The 21534-nt window shown below is 47.0% G+C and carries 11 protein-coding genes; all 11 read left to right on the top strand.

The window, feature by feature from the left end; genetic code table 11:
* The first annotated feature begins 137 nt into the window (after nt 1-137).
* The 11 genes from porU to ACT6R0_RS15320 all read left to right on the top strand — a co-directional run bounded on the left by porU (nt 138) and on the right by ACT6R0_RS15320 (nt 21528).
* Nucleotides 138-3989 carry a type IX secretion system sortase PorU gene (gene porU, locus ACT6R0_RS15370; RefSeq protein WP_444653854.1) on the top strand — a complete coding sequence of 1284 codons (3852 nt, stop codon included), beginning with the start codon at nt 138-140 and terminating at the stop codon, nt 3987-3989.
* Between the two features lie 40 nt (nt 3990-4029).
* Nucleotides 4030-5214 carry a type IX secretion system outer membrane channel protein PorV gene (porV, locus tag ACT6R0_RS15365; protein ID WP_444653856.1) on the top strand — a complete coding sequence of 395 codons (1185 nt, stop codon included), beginning with the start codon at nt 4030-4032 and terminating at the stop codon, nt 5212-5214.
* The gene (gene cdd, locus ACT6R0_RS15360; RefSeq protein WP_444653858.1) at nt 5214-5696 is read left to right on the top strand and encodes a cytidine deaminase; all 483 of its coding nucleotides are present in this window, start codon (nt 5214-5216) and stop codon (nt 5694-5696) included. Before porV ends, cdd begins: the two co-directional genes overlap by 1 nt.
* Before the next feature lie 399 nt (nt 5697-6095).
* Entirely contained in the window at nt 6096-7097 is a 1002-nt protein-coding gene (gene pdhA / locus ACT6R0_RS15355; RefSeq protein ID WP_444653859.1) for a pyruvate dehydrogenase (acetyl-transferring) E1 component subunit alpha, read from the top strand.
* 3 nt (nt 7098-7100) lie between these two features.
* Nucleotides 7101-8789, top strand: a complete 1689-nt coding sequence (locus tag ACT6R0_RS15350) for a pyruvate dehydrogenase complex dihydrolipoamide acetyltransferase (RefSeq protein WP_444653860.1) — start codon at nt 7101-7103, stop codon at nt 8787-8789.
* Between the two features lie 137 nt (nt 8790-8926).
* The gene (locus tag ACT6R0_RS15345) at nt 8927-9868 is read left to right on the top strand and encodes a M28 family peptidase (RefSeq protein WP_444653861.1); all 942 of its coding nucleotides are present in this window, start codon (nt 8927-8929) and stop codon (nt 9866-9868) included.
* Nucleotides 9868-10545, top strand: coding sequence for an SDR family NAD(P)-dependent oxidoreductase (locus tag ACT6R0_RS15340; protein ID WP_444653862.1), 678 nt, complete (start codon nt 9868-9870; stop codon nt 10543-10545). Before ACT6R0_RS15345 ends, ACT6R0_RS15340 begins: the two co-directional genes overlap by 1 nt.
* Before the next feature lie 9 nt (nt 10546-10554).
* Nucleotides 10555-11151, top strand: a complete 597-nt coding sequence (locus ACT6R0_RS15335) for a SprT-like domain-containing protein (protein WP_444653863.1) — start codon at nt 10555-10557, stop codon at nt 11149-11151.
* Nucleotides 11152-11227: 76 nt separating this feature from the next.
* Nucleotides 11228-12292, top strand: a complete 1065-nt coding sequence (locus ACT6R0_RS15330; RefSeq protein ID WP_444653864.1) for a mannose-1-phosphate guanylyltransferase — start codon at nt 11228-11230, stop codon at nt 12290-12292.
* A gap of 88 nt (nt 12293-12380) precedes the next feature.
* On the top strand, nt 12381-16637 hold the full coding sequence (locus tag ACT6R0_RS15325; protein ID WP_444653865.1) for a T9SS type B sorting domain-containing protein: 4257 nt from the start codon (nt 12381-12383) through the stop codon (nt 16635-16637).
* 640 nt (nt 16638-17277) lie between these two features.
* On the top strand, nt 17278-21528 hold the full coding sequence (locus ACT6R0_RS15320; RefSeq protein WP_444653866.1) for a T9SS type B sorting domain-containing protein: 4251 nt from the start codon (nt 17278-17280) through the stop codon (nt 21526-21528).
* Nucleotides 21529-21534: the final 6 nt, after the last annotated feature.

Genomic DNA, 21534 nt, shown 5'->3' with positions numbered 1-21534 from the left:
GAAAATTTTTAATGAAATTCCAAAATTAAGTTAAATGTCTTTGTCTATAACGCCTAAATTGAAGTAATATTGCAAGAGCCAAAATTAAAAACTTTGCATTTGCTGTGTAATATATCGGCGCTATCTGCGTTGTGTCAATGATGAAAAAGAGATTACTATTTATTATACTTCTTGCTTCTTTAGTGTCTTTCGGGCAGCAAAGGGGGGAGGTTGTTCTTGAATGGAGAGATAATGTCAAAGTGCTTGTCGGCACTTCGCCTGTCAGCATTCCGCAATTCCAGGATGAGTATTGCAGCTACGATGCTTCCGGTAAACAAGTATCATTTCGCAACAGTATAGTTATAGACGCTACTGCCAGCCCTGAGTCTCTTGCCATCACCAATATATTATATGAGAATGTTACCCCTGCACAGTTGGGTACACTTTCACTATCTGCCCTTCCGGCAGCTATCAATGCAAAGCTTACCTCCTCGAGGGCCCGCGATCAATGGTATGCTTCCATTGCGCTTTCTCCTATTATAAAGGACGGTAGCGGCTATAAGCGTATAAAGTCTTTTAGCTATGCTTTCAGTTTCGATGCTTCAAGGTCAGCTTTAAGGGACGCGGCAGATTTTAATGTGATCTCGAATTCTGTCCTGGCAACTGGTGAATGGCATCGCTTTTATGTGGAAAAGTCGGGAGTGTATAAAGTTACCCGTTCTTTCCTTCAAAGTTTGGGCATGAGCGTGAACGTAGATCCGCGTACCATTAAAATATATGGTAACGGCGGCAGGATGCTCCCACTTCTGAACGGTGTCGATTATCCTTCAGACCTTGCTGAGAATGCTATTACGGTCATCGGTGAAGAGGATGGTAGTTTTGGTAGTGGTGACTACATACTATTCTATGCCGAAGGTGTGGATAACTGGAATACGGACAGCAATACACACAGCAATCTTTTTGTTGACAGGTCCTATTATTATGTTACCGCAGGCGGTAGCAATGGTAAGCGCATCGCTGTGCAGCCACAGCCTTCGGGCGCGGCAACTACGAATACATCTGTTTTTGATGAATACCAGTATCATGAAAAGGACCTGGTGAACATTGCCAGGCTGGGCAGGAAATGGCATGGAGAGGAATTCAACGTGCAAAATGACCAGGATTTCGACTTCAACATTCCCGACATTGCACCAGGACCTGCGACGATAACAGTGAGTGCGGCATCTAACTCACGCAACAGTACATCAATGGCTGTCAAAGCAAATGGCACCGATGTGGGTAGTATGAGCTTTGCGAATAATAATGATGATATAATCGCCTCTGAGGATATGGTTACCGGTACTTTTACACCCTCTGGCGGAGCGATCACAATAAACCTTGCATATAATAATAATGGTGTGCCCGGCAATAACGCCTGGCTCGACTATATTATTTTGAAGGCCAAACGTAACCTTAATGGCAACGGAAAACAATTTCGCTTCAGGCTTAACGATGCTGCAAATAATATAGGTGTTATTCAATACAACCTTTCAAATGCATCAGGCATTAAGGAAGTGTGGGATGTTACCAATATATATGACGCTTCAAAAATAGTGAATGATGGCGGGCAGGGCCAGTTTTCCTTTAAAGCATCTATGGGAGAAGTGAGGCAGTACATTACCGTAGTGCCAAATGACTATTATATCCCATTGCGCGAGGGCCGTGCGAAAGTGGCTAATCAAAACCTCAAAGGCACGATACTTAAAAATGCCCAGGGTCAGTTCCAGGATCTCGATTATCTTATTGTCACACCGGCTTCGCTCACTTCAACTGCCGAGAGGCTGGCCACGATCCACCGCAACCTTGGCCTTTCGGTAAAAGTTGTTGCCCTCGAAAATATCTACCAGGAGTTTTCATCCGGCAAGCAGGATATTGGGGCAATTCGAAATTTTGTAAAATATATTTACAATAATGCATCGGTCCCAGCGGGAAAACTGAAATACCTGAACCTCTTTGGTGATGCTTCATTTGATTACAAGGACAGGATCCCTAATAATACCAATATAGTACCTACTTTCCACGGATTTAATCCTTCGAGCCCAACTGCTAACTACAGTAATGTGGTAACTTTTGTTTCAGACGATTTTTTTGGGTATATGGACCCAAATGAAGGCAGGATGCTGTTTAATGACAGTTCAGAGCGCCTTGATATTGCCGTTGGCCGTATGCTGGTTGACGGGAAAAGCCAGGCAGATGAAATGATAGATAAGGTTGTCGATTACCTGAGTCCGGAGTCCTATGGGAGGTGGCGTAATGAATATGTAATGATCACTGATGATCTTGATAATAATGGAGGGCCTTTCGTGCCTCAAATGGAACTGCTTTATCAAAGTATGGTAGGTAGCAGCAGGAAGTTCATCAATGTCAAGAAGGTGCATTCCGATGCGTTCGTGCAGCAGGCATCTGCCGGAGGGCAGCGCTACCCTGAAGCAAAGGAGCAGATCGTAAGGGCTATCAATTACGGAAGCCTGGTGGTGAATTACTTGGGGCATGGTGGCGAGGATGGCCTTGCGGGTGAGCGCCTTTTTGAAAAGACCGATGCGCAAAACCTGACCAATCGGTACAAATATCCACTGTTTTTAACAGCTACCTGTGAGCTTACACGATTTGACAACCCCTACAGGCCCACTGCAGGCGAATACCTCTATTGGAATTCCAGAGGGGGCGCCATTGCAATGATAACAACTACCAGGTCTATATATACCAGTGCGGCTTACAGCCTTAACAGGAACATTACGTCTAAGCTATATGCTTTTGATAACGCACTGGGTAATGACTATCCGTCTATGGCCGAAGCGCTCAGGCAGACAAAAGTCGTCTTGTCGGATACTTCGATCCGTTGTGTGGCCTTTATAGGTGATCCGGCTTTAAAAATGGCGATCCCAAAACCTAAGATCGTCCTTACCGAGATAAATGATGTCCCTGTAGCACAATCTACCGATGTGCTGCAGTCATTGGCTTATGTTAAGCTCGCCGGACAGGTCACCAATGAAAATGATGTGCTGCTGTCCAATTATAACGGCGAACTGGAAGTGACCGTGTTTGATAAGCAGATGAGCAGGAATACGCTTGACAACGACAACGTAGGCCAAGTCACTCCGTTCGATGTTTTAGGTGAAACGATCTTCAGGGGGAATGCTTCTGTGACCAATGGTAAGTTTGAATTTGGCTTTGTCGTGCCAAGGGATATCCGCATTCCGATAGGGCAGGGCAGGGTAAGTTTTTATGCTAAAAAGAATAACGCCCTTGAAGACCATACCGGTTATAGCACTGCTATAAAGATAGGTGGGGTGAACCAAAATGCGGCAGCCGATAATATTGCTCCCAAAGTGCGGCTGTACATGAACGACGAAACATTCATATCCGGGGGTATTACCAACGATTCGCCAATATTGCTGGCCTTCCTTGAAGATGAGCACGGCATTAACACCGCGAGTGGGATCGGTCACGATATCATTGGCATACTGGATGGCGATGAGAACAACCCGTTCATAATGAACGATTATTACGAGACCGAACTTAACGATTATACTAAAGGTAAACTGCGCTTCCCTTTAGCCAATCTTGAAAAAGGACTGCATACCCTTACTTTTAAAGCCTGGGATGTATACAATAACCTCGTTACGGCGGAAATACAATTTGTTGTAATAGGCGATGATGTGCTCAAGCTTGACAAAGTACTAAATTACCCTAACCCATTTGTGAGTTATACAGAATTCTGGTTTACCCATAACAGGCCTTTTGAACCTCTCGATGTTCAGGTGCAGGTGCTTACGGTGACCGGTAAGATCGTAAAGACCATAAACCAGCAGGTAACTACCGATGGTTTTTTGTGCCGTGAGATCAAGTGGGACGGTCGTGATGATTTTGGGGACAGGATAGGTAAGGGCGTGTATATTTATAAGCTAACTGTCCGGTCGGCATCGTCAAATAAAACTGCTGAAAAATATGAAAAACTTGTATTGCTATAAAAAACCTTATATTTGTTCCCCGTTTAATTCCAAAATACTAATGAAAAGAATACTTTTAGTTGCCCTGTGCTTTTTGGGCATACAGATGGCCAAAGCCCAGAGTGAACGAGTGATCACGACCGGAGTTCCCTTCTTACTGATAGCAGCCGATGCTAGGGCTGCAGGTATGGGCGACCAGGGTGTTGCTACTTCATCCGACGTATATTCCCAGCAATGGAACCCGGCAAAATATGCCTTCGCCCTCAGGAAGCACGGCCTTGCAGTAAGCTATACCCCTTACCTTACCGATATTGCGAATGACATATCGCTGGGGCAGGTAAATTACTTTAACAGGTTTGACGAGAGGATGGCATTTGCGGGAAGCCTTCGCTACTTTGGCCTTGGTGACATTGAATTAAGGCAGACGGGTGACCCTAACGAGGTACCGGTTACCAGGAATCCAAACGAGCTTGCCATCGATGGTTCCTTTGCACTCAAGCTCGATGAGCAATTCTCAATGTCGGTCGCAGCGCGTTATATCCGTTCCAACTTAAGGATACCTGAAGCTGCTGGCGGTGGTGACTCTAAAGCGGCAAGCACATTTGCGATCGACGTTGCCGGTTATTATCAGTCTGAAGAAGTGGCTATGTCCGATTTCAACGGGCGCTGGAGGGCAGGTTTCAATTTCCAGAACCTGGGTCCAAAGATCAGCTATGATAATGATGAGACATTAAGCTCGAACTTCCTTCCGGCCAACTTAAGACTTGGTGGAGGGTTTGATTTTATTTTTGACGAATATAACAAGCTTGGCGTGAACCTGGAAGTGACCAAACTTTTAGTGCCAACACCTCAAAAAATTGAAGACCTTAACGATGACGGCGAAATAGACAATCAGGATTATATCATCCGCAACGAGAGGTATAACGATGTTAACTGGGTGTCGGGAATGTTCAAGTCATTTGGCGATGCGCCTGACGGGTTTAGTGAGGAACTTAAGGAGTTTACTTACGCTGTAGGTGCGGAATACCTGTACCAGGACTCGTTCGCACTTCGTTTAGGATACTTTAATGAGGACCAAATGAAAGGTGCCCGTAAGTTCTTCTCGCTTGGAGCAGGATTTAAATATACGGCCATCAAAATTGATGTGTCTTACCTGTTCTCGGCTTCACAAGTACGTAACCCTCTTGAAAACACGCTTCGCTTTTCGCTATCATTCGACTTTGGCGACGAGTGGGATGAATATTAATGGAAAGACTAACCATAACAACCACGTTTACGGTTTACGATTCGGTCAACGATCTGGCCGAGCCGGTGCGAATGCTGATGCAGCGTGCTGTTGAAGTTCGAAAAACAGCCTATGCGCCCTATTCGAAATTCAGGGTAGGCGCGGCCATACAACTGGATAACGGTGAAGTGGTGATAGGCAGCAATCAGGAAAATGCAGCATATCCTTCGGGCCTGTGTGCCGAAAGGGTGGCAGTGTTCCATGCCGGGGCAGCACATCCCGGGGCAAAGATACTTACCCTTGCCATTACAGCCGCCGCCGACAGTAAAGTAGTTGACAGCCCGATACCGCCCTGTGGTGCCTGCCGCCAGTCCCTCGCCGAATATGAAATGAAGCAGGACGTGCCAATGGAGATCTACTTTATGGGTGAAACCGGGAAAGTATACAGATCTGAATCCTTGAAAAACCTGCTACCGCTGGTATTTGATAAGGATTATTTATAAATGGAAGAGGCTCGAGGGCCTCTTTTTTTATCGATGCTCTTCCGGGCGGATCATTAGGAGGAGGAACGACGAAGCGATCTTTCCTTCAAATCGTTTTGGAATAGAAAGATCGTTTCGTGCCTCGACATGACAGTACTGGGCAAATGCGCTTAGAAATTCGTGGAATTATTGTAATTCGTGGCAAAAGAAAGAACCTCTATGTCGTACGAGTGTAGCTGCTCCCCCTCTTTTGGAGAGGGTTGGGGAGAGGCTTCTAAAAAATATCAAAATACTTCCTATAAATTTTCACTTCTAATCGGGAAGTCTTATTTTTGCATTTCGCAAATTTGTGTGAGGAAACTTTTTGCGGCCAAAAGAACATTTTTTTACTACAATCACATTAGCACCAATAATTGAGCAATGAAAGAAATAACAAAAGAAGTTTATCTGAAGTGGTACGAGGATATGCAGTTTTGGAGAAAATTCGAAGACAAGCTGGCAGCCCTGTACATTCAGCAAAAAGTTAGAGGTTTCCTTCACTTATACAACGGCCAGGAGGCGGTACTCGCAGGAGCATTGCACGCCATGAACCTGGGCAAAGACAAAATGATCACTGCTTACCGTAACCACGTGCAGCCAATAGGCATGGGAGTAGACCCTAAAAGGGTAATGGCCGAGCTTTTGGGTAAAGCCACAGGTACTTCAAAAGGTCTTGGCGGATCGATGCACATCTTCTCCAAAGAACATGGCTTTTATGGAGGCCACGGTATCGTAGGTGCGCAGATACCTGTAGGTGCAGGTATGGCATTTGCCGATAAGTATTTTGAGACAGGCGGTGTAACGCTTACCTACTTTGGTGACGGTGCAGCACGCCAGGGGTCGCTTCACGAGGCGTTCAATATGGCAATGCTGTGGAAACTTCCTGTAGTATTCATTGTAGAGAATAACGGTTACGCCATGGGTACCTCGGTAGAGCGTACGGCGAACCACACCGATATATGGAAACTTGGCCTTGGCTACGAAATGCCATGTGGCCCCGTAGACGGGATGAACCCTGTGAAAGTTGCCGAAGCCATGCATGAAGCCATGGAAAGGGCGCGCAGGGGCGATGGCCCAACTTTCCTTGAAATGAAAACGTACCGTTACCGTGGACACTCAATGAGCGACGCGCAGCATTACCGTACCAAAGAGGAAGTTGAAGAGTACAGGAAGATCGACCCGATCATCCAAGTGCTTGATGTCATTAAAGAAAACAACTACGCTACCGAAGCTGAGATCGAGGCAATGGACGAAAGGGTGAAAAATCTTGTAGACGAATGCGAGAAATTCGCTGAAGAGTCGCCATACCCGGATCTTAGTGTAATGTATGACGTTGTTTACGATCAGGAAAATTACCCATTCTTACCACATAAATTACAATAAACCATGGCAAAGATCATAACAATGCCGCGCCTTAGCGACACCATGACCGAAGGTACCGTGGCTACGTGGCTAAAGAAAGTTGGCGATACGATAAAAGAAGGCGACATCCTTGCAGAAATTGAAACTGATAAGGCCACAATGGAATTTGAGGCTTTCGATGCGGGAACACTATTATACATAGGGATAAACGAAGGCGAGACCGCTGCGGTTGACTCTGTACTGGCCATTATCGGTAAAGAAGGCGAAGACTACAAAGCGCTTCTTGACGGTAAAGCTGCACCTGCCGGTGATAATGAAAAGAAGGAAGAGCCAAAACAGGAGGAAAAGCCTGCTGAAAAGCCCGAAGATAAAAAAGAAGACAAGCCTGCGGAAGAGAAGAAAGCTGCTCCTGCCGCACTTCCTGCCGGTGTTAAAGTGGTTACCATGCCGCGCCTTAGCGATACTATGACCGATGGTACCGTGGCTACATGGCTGAAAAAAGTAGGCGACAAAATTGCCGAAGGCGATATCCTTGCTGAGATCGAAACGGACAAGGCCACAATGGAATTTGAGTCGTTCAATGCCGGTACGCTATTGTACATTGGCGTTCAGGAAGGGCAGACCGCTCCGGTAGACAGCATACTTGCCATCATAGGCCCGGAAGGGACGGATGTAACGGGTATTGCGGAAAACTATGGTAAAGAAGGCGCTCCTGCTGCTGAAAGCAAAAGCGAGGACAAGCCTGCTGCTGAAGATAAGAAAGAAGGTTCGAACGAAGCGCCTAAAGCTGAGGAAGCTGCTGCTGCCAATGATGGCGGAAGGGTATTCGCATCTCCGCTTGCCCGCAAGATTGCCAAAGATAAAGGTGTAAGCCTTGAGCAGGTAAAAGGCAGTGGCGAGAACGGCCGCATTGTAAAGAAAGATATAGAGAACTACACGCCTCAGGCTGCACAGCCGGCACAACAGCAAGCTGCACCTGCACAACAGGCTTCGGCTCCTGCTGCCGCTCCGGTTTACATGCCGGTTGGTGAAGTAGCTACCGAAGAGGTGAAAAATAACCAGATGCGCAAGACCATAGCGCGTCGCCTGGCCGAATCGAAATACAGCGCCCCGGAATACAGCCTTACTATAGAATTGGATATGGATAGTGCTATTGCGAGCCGTAACGTGATCAATGGTATTCCTGATACCAAGGTGTCATTTAATGACATGGTGATCAAGGCCAGTGCCATGGCGCTTCGCAAGCATCCGCAGGTAAACACGCAGTGGAAGGACGATGTGACCATTTACAACAAGCACATCAGCATTGGTGTTGCCGTAGCGGTAGAGGATGGCTTAGTAGTACCGGTAGTTAAGTTTACCGACATGATGTCACTTTCACAGATCGGCGGTGCGGTAAAAGACCTTGCCGGAAAAGCGAGGAACAAAAAACTGACCCCTGCCGAAATGGACGGAAGTACATTTACGGTTTCTAACTTAGGGATGTTCGGCATCCAGGAATTTACCTCGATCATCAACCAGCCGAACTCGGCCATCCTTTCGGTAGGCGCGATCGTGCAGAAGCCGGTTGTGAAGAATGGCCAGATCGTGGTAGGCAACACCATGATGGTAACACTTACCTGCGACCACCGCACGGTAGACGGGGCTACGGGGGCACAGTTCCTGCAAACGCTGAAACAGTACATAGAAAACCCGGTAACTATGCTGGCGTAAGCCCGCATCGCTGCCAGATGATAGTAACCCGTTCTTACAAGGACGGGTTTTTTATTGCCGAATGATATGGACGCTTACACAAATTTAATAGGTATCACTATTCTTTTTTTCTTACTTTAGCTGTCAAATAGACCTTTATGAAAAAAGCATTGTTCCTGCTATTGATATCACTTGGTTTTGTGTCGCTTTCCTGTGCACAAAGCAAACCCTATAAAGTAGATGAAAAAAGTGTTTCGGCTACATTGAAGTTCCTTACTTCGGATGAATTGAAGGGGCGTGCTCCGGGCACTCCTGAAATGGACCTGGCTGCCGCGCATCTTGAAGATATACTGAAAAAGAACGGTATAAAACCTTACTTTGCTACGTATCGTGATACACTTACTAATTTCCCGAAACCGGCCTATAACATTGTAGGTGTACTGGAAGGGACCGATCCTACGCTGAAAAAAGAGTTTGTGGTTATAGGCGCCCATTATGACCATATCGGGATGGCTAAAGAAGCTGTAAATGGTGATGATATTTTTAATGGTGCTGATGATAATGCTACAGGGACAACGACCGTAGCAGAACTGGTAAACTATTATGGCAAGAACAAGACCAACAAGCGCAGCATACTGTTCTGTTTTTTCTCTGCAGAGGAGGCCGGGCTTTTGGGGAGTTACCATTTGTCGAAGAAATTGCACGATCAGGGCTTCAATATCTACACCATGGTTAATTTTGAAATGACAGGTGTGCCGTTGGGTGGCGACAACCTTGCTTTCATTACAGGCTATGGGCGAAGCAACATGGCTGATAAATTCAATGAGTACGCCGGCAAAAAGATCATCGGGTCGAATGAGTTCGAGATGAAATATCAGCTGTTCAAGTTTTCAGATAATTACCCTTTCTTTCTTGAATTCAATGTGCCTTCACATACCTTTAGTACGACAGAGATGAGCACCTTTCCGTTTTACCACAAGCTGGATGACGAATTTGAAGCTATGGATACGAAGCACATGACATCATTCATACAGCAAATGATACCGGTCGTAGAAAAGATGGTAAATGCCAGGACACAGGAGATCACACTGAAAAAATAATGAAGAACGTTATCATTACAGGCACCAGCAGGGGTATAGGCTATGAGTTGGCATTACAGTTTGCCGAAGCAGGGCATAAGGTGCTGGCCATTTCACGCAAAATACCAACAGAGTTGCGGGATAATAACAATATTACCTGCCTGTCAGCCGACCTGTCGGAACCTGCGGGACTTGAGACTGTTAAGAACTTTATGGAAAACACCTGGCAGCATGCCGACATCGTGATCCATAATGCCGGAGCATTGCTCCTGAAGCCGTTCGGGCAGATCACCTCAGAAGAGTTCGAGTACATTTACAAGGTCAATGTTTTTGGCGTGGCCGCGCTCAACAGGCTGGTGTTACCCTATATGAAAAAAGGCGGGCATGTAGTTACCGTAAGCAGCATGGGCGGTGTGCAGGGCACTGTAAAATTTGCCGGGCTGTCGGCTTACAGCTCTAGTAAAGGCGCCGTGACAACACTGTCGGAGCTCCTGGCTGAAGAATATAAAGAACAAGGTATTGCTTTTAATGTTCTGGCCCTGGGAGCTGTAAATACCGAAATGCTGCGCGAGGCATTCCCGGGTTATGAAGCACCGCTTTCGCCAAAGCAAATGGCAGATTATATATATAACTTTGCCCTAACGGGAAATGACTATTACAACGGTAAGGTGCTGCAGGTTTCCTCCAGCACACCATAAGGATAAAAAGTGAAGGACGTATTGGCACGATACATACCGGAACATGCTACTGATGCGGTTTTTGAATTGATAAAACTGTATGGCGTACACTTGAAGATCGTGAACGAGCGTGTTACCCGGCACGGCGACTACCGACGTGATGACAGTGGGTACCATCGCATAACTGTGAACGCCAGTCTTAACAAGTACCGGTTCCTGATGACGCTGGTGCATGAGATAGCCCATCTGGCGGCTTTCGAAAAATACGGGCGTAACATAAAGCCGCATGGTGACGAGTGGAAGCTCACGTTCCAAAAGCTGATGGTGCCTTTTATAAGGCCTGAGATATTCCCTAACCAGCTATTGCCCCTTTTGGCCAGGCATTTTAGGAACCCAAAAGCCAGCAGCGATACCGATGCAACGTTGTCGCTGGCCTTGAAGCAGTTTGACGAAGCGACAGACAAAACGTACATTTTCGAACTTCCTTATGGAAGCACGTTCAAGATATACAACGGCAAGATATTTAAAAAGGGCGCACAGCGGATAAAACGGTTCGAATGCCTCGAGGTAAGTACCGGCCGCACATATCTATTCAACCCCAATGCCGAAGTGGAACTGCTGCCATGATGTTAAATGATGATTAAACGCCTTTGAATTCTACAGATAAATTAAAACCTTTACCCTCCAAATAACCATATCACCAATGAACAACAATTATTATGCAATTTTAATGGCAGGCGGCGTAGGCTCACGATTTTGGCCTGTGAGTACACAGCAATTCCCAAAGCAGTTCCATGATATGCTCGGCACAGGCGAAACGCTGATACAAAAAACATTCAGCCGTCTTTCAAAGCTTATACCCGAAGAAAATATCCTTATACTTACCAACGCCTTATACAACGACCTGGTGCTCGAGCAGCTGCCACAGGTAAAGCAGGAGCAGGTACTGTTAGAGCCTGCAATGCGCAATACCGCGCCATGCATATTGTATGCGTCATTGAAAATACAAAAGCAGAACCCTGACGCCGTAATGGTGGTAGCGCCAAGCGATCACTGGATAGAGGATGAGCAGGCATTTATTGATAACCTGCAAATGGCGTTTGACTATGCGCAGGACCAGGACGTGTTGATGACACTTGGCATAAAGCCTACATTCCCTAATACGGGCTATGGCTACATAGAATATGGTACGCAGGACCAGAATGATATAAAAAAAGTATTCCAGTTCAGGGAAAAGCCCGATTACGAAACTGCAAAAACGTTTTTAGAAAGCGGTAACTTCCTTTGGAATGGCGGTATTTTCATTTGGAGCGTAAAGACGATAACCAATGCCTTCCAAAAGTTCCAGCCGGAAATGTACGCCATGTTCATGAGCGGCTATGATAGTTATAACACTCCAAGTGAGCGATCATGGATCGAACAGAACTATGCTGGTTCGGATAATATTTCCATTGATTATGCCGTGATGGAAAATGCCGGGAACGTATATGTTGTGCCTGCAGCCTTTGACTGGAATGACCTGGGGACCTGGGGGTCGCTGCACGACAAATTAGATAAGGATGCCAACAATAATACGGTCGTGAATGCCAGGCTGTTCATAGAGAACGCATCTAACAACATTATCAGGACCGATAAGGAAAAGATCGTGATCGTAGACGGCCTTAACGATTATATCATTGTTGATAAAGAGCGAATATTGCTTATTTATCCAAAAGGAAAGGAACAGGAGATCAAAAAGATCACTGCGATCGTTACACAGAATACTTAATAAATAGTAAGTCTATTTTGTTAAATTTTGTAATCTGCTGACAGTCATAAGGCAGAATGGTTATCTTTAGTCCTTTCAAAAAATTGCAATGGATATAAGATTACCAGCCTATAGGGTGTTGTTAGCGATAATGGCACTCATTTTTTCGTTTGATTGTGTTGCCCAGCTCCCGGCTTTTACGCTCGATGTTACCCCGATGCCGCAAACGTGTCTGGGTAATGGCTCTCTTGCCTTTGCCGTGACCGGTAATGACCCTGCTGCATCAATGGATTATGCTGTTTATCTCCTGCCCAATACCACAACTCCCGTTACGATTGTTACTGCCCAAACGGTAGGAGGGCTTGTAGCGGGAAATTATATGGTCGTAGCAACGCAATCGCTCGCCGGCCAGTCCAATACAGCGACCGATACTGTTATTATTGCAAATAATATCGTTTCGCTGGCTTATACGCTTTCATCTGCAAAGGTGAGGTGCGGGACCGATGGCAAGATCACAGTGAACGTTACGTCAGGTATAGCAGCATCTTATGAAATACTTTCCGGGCCGGTAACCATAGCACCACAGGCATCGCCTGTTTTTAACAACCTTCCGGTTGGTGTTTATCAGATACGGGTACATGATAACTGTGGCGAAGCTGTAGTTGTTACGTATACACTTGTCCAGGCTAATACGGGGCTCAGCATTTCGCCCGTTGTATTTGCCGGAGGGGAGATGCCGGACTGTAACACGATCACTATAGGCCATAATATTGCGGTTACTTCACCTTCACTTGAGATATACTTTCCGTTAACGTACCAAATTACAGTATTCCCTCCCGGTGGCGGCGCTCCTCAGGTAATTACGCAGGTCATTAATGGTACTACGCAAAACTCGATAGCGCTTACCAGGGATATACCTTTTTTCTACGGGCAGCAGTACACCTACAACGTGAAGGTGACTGATGCCTGCGGGAATATTTATAGCCGCAATGGCATCATTGTGAACCGTACCCTTATCGCAGGAGTGGAGCAGAGCGTTGAGGGTTGCGGCGATAATGCTTTTGTCATAAAGCCCGAATACTATGTAGGGCCTGTAACCATTAATTTTACTACCGTGCCGGCAGGATTTGACCCGATAGCCTATAATCCGGAGCATCCTACGTTTGATGTTGATAACATACCTTATGGCGATGCGGCCACTAACTCTGTACCGAACGGAACTTACATTTTTACGCTTACTGATGCCTGCGGGCACAGTGTTACAAAAGAATTTGTTGTAGACGACCCCGAGGTTACACCACAGGTGATACCATCTGTTGATGGTTGTGCCACCACAGGAGACTTAACAATAGAGTTCCCGGGAAGGAACATCATATCGGTTATAATAACGGCAGCACCCGCAACATATCCCGCCCCCCTGTCCCATGATGTATCGGAACTGATCGAAGGAGATTCATTCTTTATGGATGGGCTGCCTTTGGGCGATTATACCGTGATGATCACCGATTCCTGCGGTGGCGTATACGAAGAGGATTTTGAGCTTGCACCAACAGCCTCGCCACTAACCATATCGCAATATCCCGGATGTCAGGAAGGTTTTGGTTCGATAAGGATAACCACTGCTGCTACAGGATTGACATTCGTGGAAATTATTGATGCTCCTGATGCTTTTACAGAAATGCTTCCGTTTAACGTATCATCTAATATCGCTACGAATGGGCGTTTGTATATGAATTCGCTTCCCGAGGGATTATATGTTTTTAGTGTGATAGATGATTGCGGCGCCCTTACCGAGCAGCAGGTGGTTTTGGATGGTTATCATATTGCCGTAAATAATATCGGCCTGACCCCAAACTGCAACTCATTCAATCTTAACCTGCACCATACCAGCAACGGCAGCAACCTCCAAACTTTTTGGCTGCAGCGGTACGATGCCATAGCGGGTGTATGGGAACACCCCATATCGGGGGTCGATTATGCAGAAGGAGCAACACCCAATACGAATACAGCTTATTTGCTTAACAATAACGCTAACAATATCAACATTGCTGCTACAGGGCAGTTCAGGGTCATAAAGATGTTCTATACCTGGGGGAATGGCAGCCCGGCGAACTTTCGCTGCATTGAGGAAATATACGATTTTGAGTTTGACGGTAACCCTGTGATCACCGATGCCTACAGTTTTCCGTGTGCGGGTGGGCTAACCGAAGTACTGATCGTAGCCGAAGGCGTGCCGCCGCTTACGTACCGCATTACCACAAAAAACAACCAACCTTTTGTAGTGGAAAACGGCACCTCAAACCATTTTACAGGACTGGAACCGGCAACCTACAACTTTCAGGTGACCGATTTTTGCGGCAATCTCAGGAATATACAGTTCGACATCAATGCGCTTGACCCCATAGAGATCGCGGCTGACGGTTTTTGTGAAGGCGAGGCCAGTTCGCTTTCGGTAGAGGAATTCTCATTCCTTACCTACCAATGGTGGAAGGCAGGGGATCCGGGCACGATATTGAGTACCACCGGCAGCCTCAATTTTCCGGCATTCAACTCAGTTACGCAGGCGGGTACTTATTTTGTAAGCATAACATCGCCTGCTGTAGGCTCCTGCATCAACCAGGTACTGCAATATGAAGTGCCTCCCAACGCGCTCCCCAATGCAGGAAATGATAACAGCCTTTCTATATGTAACAATGGCGAGATCATTGATCTGGATAGTTACCTGTCTGCGCCTCATACTACAGGCGGGGTTTGGACAGATACCGACAATACAGGTGCGCTTACCGCAAATGCATTCAATACAATGGGTGTTGCCGAAGGGACCTATCGGTTTACGTATAAAGTAACCGCCGCGTGCGATCTTGAGGATGAGGCTGTAGTTACCGTTGAGCTAAAAGACATACCGGGTACACCGGTCATTGCCCCTGTACCGGCTGTTTGTGAAGGTACATCCATACAGCTCTCGGTTGCAGCGGTTGCCGGAGCATCCTATTCATGGACGGGGCCGGGTAATTTTACCTCTTCACTACAAAACCCTGTACTTGCAAATGCAACGGTAAACCAAAGTGGTACTTATTCATTAGCCATTACAGTTAACGGATGTGCATCATCTGTTGCAACGGTGGCAGTTTCGATCGTGTCGGCCCCGCTTGCCGGAGCCGACAGCAGCCTTTCCTTTTGCAACGACGGGCAACAGATCGATCTTGAAGATTACCTGTCGGTGCCGCATACAACGGGAGGGGTTTGGACAGATGCCGATACCCCAGGCGCATTGACAGGCAGTACCTTCAATACGGTAGGAATAGCAGGCGGGACCTATCATTTTACATATAAAGTGACAAGCCCTTGCGGTCAGTACGATGAGGCGGTAATAACCATCGAGCTTAAAGCCAGGCCAACAGCACCGGTCATTGCCCCTATGGCTGCCGTGTGTGAAGGAAGTGCTGTCCAGTTTTCGGTTACAGCCATTGCAGGTGCGTCCTACCAATGGACAGGCCCGAACAATTTTACGTCTACTGAAAAAGATCCATTATTATCCGATGCCACAATGGCACTGAGCGGCACCTACTCCCTGGTCGCGACCGTGAATGGTTGTACGTCGCCGGTAGCAACGGTAAATGTTACGGTTAATGCCGTACCTGTTTTTACCATTGGCGGGACAACCTCTTTTTGCGAAGGGCAAAGCACAGTGCTTAGTGTTATCCCTGTAAACTTTCCTGTAACAGGGGTAGCCTATGCATGGTACCATGATAATGTCCTGCTGCCCGGCATTGATGAGAGCGTAGTTGAGGTTTTCGAGACCGGCGATTACAGAGTTGAGGTTACCAATAACGGATGTATGGCTTCACGCGGGATCCCGGTAACGCAGAGTACAGGAATGTTTACTGTACAGCTTGATGCCGGATGCCGGAATACGGAGTATGTGATAACCATAACCAACCTGGAGAACATTGACGGCGCCGGCTTTATATGGACCGGCCCTGAAGGTTACTACCATATAGGGGAGGAGGCAGTAATTACCAACCTTGCAGCGGGCGAATATTTTGTAGAAGTGACCAATGCCGAAGGATGCAGCGAAAATGCATCAATAATGGTTGACAATACCAGCTGCTTCATACCGCGCGGCATTTCCCCGAACAATGATGACTACAATAACTCGTTCGATCTTTCCAATCTGGATGTAAAGCATATCAAGATATTTAACCGCTATGGGCTGGAAGTATATGAAAAGGACAATTACCTAAACGAATGGCACGGCCAGTCGCATCGTGGCGAATTGCCCACAGGAACATACTTTTACGTGCTGACGCTTTCTGCAGGCAAAAAAGTAACAGGATGGGTATACTTGCAAAGACAGGTAAATTAACCGCTTATGAAAAAAGGAGCCTGTAAAGTCTCTTTACAATCTTCGGGATATTTTGATAATGAAGGTACACCATCTAAACCTCGATATTTTGCTTATTCAGAAGTGTTTAGAGTTCTGTTGTTAATTTGCAAGTCTTCAATCCGGACATATAGAGACCGGGCGAGGGCTGCCCCACACGCCGTTATGAAGCTGTTGGCCCCTATTTGTGTGGGCCTTATAAAGTGCCCTATCGATGAGTTTATTTCGTATGATGTAATGTGTTGATTTTTAGTATAAAGAAAATTATTCTAAAATTTTTATGTTAAAATTTGCATTTGCAGGGTGTGTATTTGCAGTTTCAACTGTTATAATGTCGGTTAGCCCTGTACCGCAGTTTACGGTAGAGGGCAAAACCACGTTCTGTGAGGCGCAAAGTTTGGTTTTATCTGTTTTGCCCCAAAATTTCGATGATGATGCGATGCAGCATTGATATCATGACAGAGAAGAATACAAAACGAATGGCACAGGCAGTCAGAAATTGGCGACTTGCCATCGGGCACATACTATTACAAGCTTGCAATGCCGGAAGGAAAGACCCTGACTGGCTGGGTATACCTGCAGCGGGAGAATTAAAAGAAACCAACCTACCAATTTATATCTTATGAAGAAACAACTATTTATTAAACTATGCTTTTTGCTATCGTTGTTTTCAGGCTTCAGTGCGTATGCGCAACTCGATCCCTTCACGCTGACGGTTACGCCAACTCCGCAAACCTGCCTTGGTAACGGTGCGTTGTCATTTGCCGTGGCAGGTACCGCAACAGGCGCTACGATAGCCTATGAGGTATACCTTTTGCCCAATACGACCACCCCTTTCGCTACGGTATCTACGGCTACGGTTGGCAGTCTGCCTGCAGGCGATTATCTCGTTATCGCCATTCAGTCGCTCGGTGGGCAGTCTAACACGGCTCAGGCGAATGTGACCATTACCAACCAGGTGCAAACCCTTACCTATACAGCAGTTCCCACACACGTGCGCTGTCCCGGCGATGGTAAGATAACCATTACTGTGAACAGTGGTACGGCAGTAACGTACCAGATCTTAACGGGTCCTGTAACAACTGCACCGCAGGCATCGAACGTGTTTAATAACCTACCGGTAGGAACTTATACGGTGAGGGTCGTAGATAACTGCAATAACATAGTGGTAACAACGGTGCAGCTTACGCAAGTATCAACGAGCGTACTGGTTGATCCGGTAGCTTTTCCTGATATGGAGCTTCCTACGTGTAATAGTATCGTAATAGACCATTTTTTTGCCACTATTACCGGCAATCAGATATTTTACCCGCTTACTTTTGAATATACCGTGTTCCCTCCGGGTGGCGGCGCACCTATCATAGTAACACAAACAGTGGCTTCGGGAAATAATAATGATAATCATATTATTAGCACACTTCCTTTTTATCATAACCAGGAGTATACTTATAATGTAAAAGTAACCGATGCCTGTGGCAATATTTTTACACGCAATAACAACATTATCAACAAGAAGTTTGATTTCGACGCGCTTCCGCAGAATGAAAGCTGCGGTAATTTTTACTTTACGCTAAAGCCAAAGGTATTCAGGTCGCCTTACACTGTAACGTTCCTGATCGCACCGGCGGGCTTTAACCCGATCAATTTCAATCCTGGATTTCCAACGCACAGTGGGCCGAGTACGGATTACGGATCTGATGCAAATCCGGTACCGCACGGGATCTATAAAATACAGATCACCGATGCTTGTGGCCGGACTATGATCAAGGACCTCGAAATAATAGACGGTGCCGAGCCATCGGTAATAAGCAGTGTGAGTGGAGAGACCTGCCTGGGGCAAATTGGCATTACGGTAGGCAGCAGGGCTATTACATCTATTGTAATAACTGCCGCACCACAGGATTATATCGATCAGGTGCCTGGCGGGCTGCCGGATGATGTTTCAGAATTCATTATGCCCGGGGTAGGATTTTTACAGACCAATCTCCCTATGGGTACTTATACCTACGTGATCACTGATGAGTGCGGGGACGAATATACGGTTACCGAAACCATTCAGCCATCTCCCGAGGATCTCCAGCTTACCGACCTTCAGCGTCCCGGCTGTGCGATAGGCGAGGGGTCGATAAGGCTTGGCGCGAACACCAATGCGCTGGTGTCGGTTATAATAACCGCGGGTCCTCCGGGATTTGCGGTACCTCAGAACGTTTCGGCAAACATTGCCCCGGGCGACGGCGACCTTTACATGAACTCCCTGCCTGCCGGAAGCTATACCTTTGAAACTCTGGATAACTGTGGTACTCCACGAGACAGGACACTTACCATACAGGGATACCAGATAGTGAACAATACGGTTAACGTAATTGCGAACTGTGGTTCTTTCAACATCCAGATGCAGCACACCAGTAATGGCTCGAACCTTCAGTCGTTCTGGTTGCAAAAATATAACGAAGTTACCGGCCAATGGGGCCATCCGGGAACAGGTGTGCCGTATACCGAAGGTAATTTACCCGCTAACGCGAACTCTGTTTTCCTGACTAATAATACGACCAATATTAACCTGGCCTATACAGGACACTTCAGGGTACTTAAAGTATTCCATGTATATAGTAATGGTATGCCTGCCAACTTCCGATGCATACAGGAGATCCACGAATTTGACTTTGAAGGTGTACCGGTGATCGAGGGAGCTTATAGCTTTCCGTGTGCCAACAATACATCTGAAGTGATCATAGACGCTGTGGGTGTTGCCCCGCTTAATTATGCCATCACTACCAAGAACGGCGATCCGTTCGCGGTGAATAACGGTACCTCCAACCTGTTCTCAGGCCTGGACCCGGCTACCTATAACTTTGTAGTGACCGATATTTGCGGCAACTCCGTAAACCTTCAGTTAGATATAAATGCCCTTGACCCTATCGCAATTGAGGCCAATGGTTTCTGTGAAGGGCAGGACAGTTCCCTTTCGGTTCAGAACTTTACCTTCCTTGATTATGCATGGTATAAAGATGGCGAACCGGGAACGATACTGAGCACTACGAACGTGTTGGATTTCCCGGCCTTTGAAGCTTCGGAAGCAGGGCTTTACCACGTGATCATATCATCGGATAACCCGGGTTCCTGCATCAACCAGACCCTGGATTATACCATAACACCAAATGTGCTTGCTAACGCGGGCAGCAACAATACTATATCGATCTGTAATGATGGCACGACCATCGACCTGGCGACATTGCTAAGCACGCCACATGACGCGGGCGGGACATGGACAGATAATAATGCCAGCGGCGCGCTTACGGGGTCGGTATTCAATACGACGGGCATAGCCCAGGGAACCTATAATTTCACGTACACCGTTACCAGCGCGTGCGGTGTAGATGATACGGCGATCATCACCGTGCAGCTTAAAACCAGGCCGGGTACTCCGGTAATAGCAGCGGTACCGGGCGCCTGCGAAGGCGATAATGTACAGCTTTCGACCGATGCGGTCGCGGGTGCGACCTACCAATGGTCCGGACCTAATGGCTATTCTTCTACAGTGCAAAATCCTGTCCTGCTTAATGCTATCGTTGCCCAGAGCGGAAACTATACGCTTGTTGTAACGCTCAACGGATGTGCCTCTCCGGTGGCTACCGTTGCGGTAAGCATAGGCGCTACGCCTGATGCCGGTGCTGATAATTCAGCTTCGGTATGTAATGACGGACAATCGATAGACCTTGCTGACTACCTGTCGGCAACGGCAGATGCAGGCGGTGTCTGGACAGATACCGGTGCGAGCGGCGCACTTACGGGAAGCACCTTCAATGCGGCAGGTGTTGCTGCGGGAACGTACCAGTTCACCTATACGGCTTCGGGGTGCGGCCCTGACGATACGGCTGTTATAAGCATTTCGCTTAAAGACAGGCCGGGCGCTCCTGCATTGGCAGCAGTTGCACCGGTTTGTGAAGGCGCCAGTGTACAGCTTTCGGCTACTGTGGTTCCGGGAGCGGTATATGCATGGACAGGACCGGGCGGATTTACATCTGCCGACCAAAACCCGCTGATCCCTGTGGCCGATGCTGCTGATAGCGGAACGTATTCGCTTACCGTAACAGTGAACGGATGTGCATCTCCGGCATCTACAGTAGCAGTAGTGGTGAACGCAGTGCCACAGTTTACAATAGATGGCATCACAGCGATCTGCGAAGGGCAAAGCAGCGAAATATCAGTAGTTCCAGGCAACTTCAACGTAAATGACGTTACCTACACCTGGTATGTAGATGGTGTTATAGATCCAACCCTTACAACAAGCGGTATCGAGATTTTTGAAGCCGCCCTGTATGAGGTTGAGGTAGATAACGGCAATTGTACCACTACACACGAAATTGACGTACTGCTCAATACGAATGCATTTGATGTAACTCTTGAAGCAGGATGCCTTGACTTTGATTATATTATATCAATTCTAAACATCAATGAGATACCGGGCGCTACGTTTGAATGGAGCGGACCTGCCGGGTACAGCTCTACAGCTGAGGCAGCCAATATTACCGGCCTTCAGGGTGGTGACTATTCGGTAACCGTAACCAATGCCGATGGGTGCAGTGCCCAGGCAACAGTAACGGTTGATAATACCAACTGTTTCATTCCGAGAGGCATTTCGCCGAATGATGACCAGTACAACCAGAGCTTTGACCTTACCAACCTTGACGTTAGGGAACTGATGATCTTTAACCGTTACGGACAGAAAGTATATGAAAAAGAGAATTATAAAAATGAGTGGTACGGCCAGTCGGACAAAGGCGAGCTGCCTACAGGCACCTACTTCTACGTGGTTACGCTTTCCGAGGGGAAACGTGTAACGGGATGGGTGTATCTGCAAAGGGAGATGTGATCCTGC

This window comes from Flavobacterium sp. (genome assembly GCF_052437795.1).
GTDB lineage: Bacteria > Bacteroidota > Bacteroidia > Flavobacteriales > Flavobacteriaceae > Flavobacterium.
Note: the sequence above shows the minus strand (reverse complement) of the source record. Positions and strands in the feature narration are given on the sequence as shown.

Excerpts from the sequence above, each read along its gene's own strand:
- porU (WP_444653854.1), top strand. The coding sequence starts at position 138 with ATGATGAAAAAGAGATTACTATTTATTATACTTCTTGCTTCTTTAGTG.
- ACT6R0_RS15340 (WP_444653862.1), top strand. The coding sequence starts at position 9,868 with ATGAAGAACGTTATCATTACAGGCACCAGCAGGGGTATAGGCTATGAG.
- ACT6R0_RS15350 (WP_444653860.1), top strand. The coding sequence starts at position 7,101 with ATGGCAAAGATCATAACAATGCCGCGCCTTAGCGACACCATGACCGAA.
- porV (WP_444653856.1), top strand. The coding sequence starts at position 4,030 with ATGAAAAGAATACTTTTAGTTGCCCTGTGCTTTTTGGGCATACAGATG.
- pdhA (WP_444653859.1), top strand. The coding sequence starts at position 6,096 with ATGAAAGAAATAACAAAAGAAGTTTATCTGAAGTGGTACGAGGATATG.
- ACT6R0_RS15345 (WP_444653861.1), top strand. The coding sequence starts at position 8,927 with ATGAAAAAAGCATTGTTCCTGCTATTGATATCACTTGGTTTTGTGTCG.
- cdd (WP_444653858.1), top strand. The coding sequence starts at position 5,214 with ATGGAAAGACTAACCATAACAACCACGTTTACGGTTTACGATTCGGTC.
- ACT6R0_RS15330 (WP_444653864.1), top strand. The coding sequence starts at position 11,228 with ATGAACAACAATTATTATGCAATTTTAATGGCAGGCGGCGTAGGCTCA.
- ACT6R0_RS15320 (WP_444653866.1), top strand. The coding sequence starts at position 17,278 with ATGAAGAAACAACTATTTATTAAACTATGCTTTTTGCTATCGTTGTTT.
- ACT6R0_RS15325 (WP_444653865.1), top strand. The coding sequence starts at position 12,381 with ATGGATATAAGATTACCAGCCTATAGGGTGTTGTTAGCGATAATGGCA.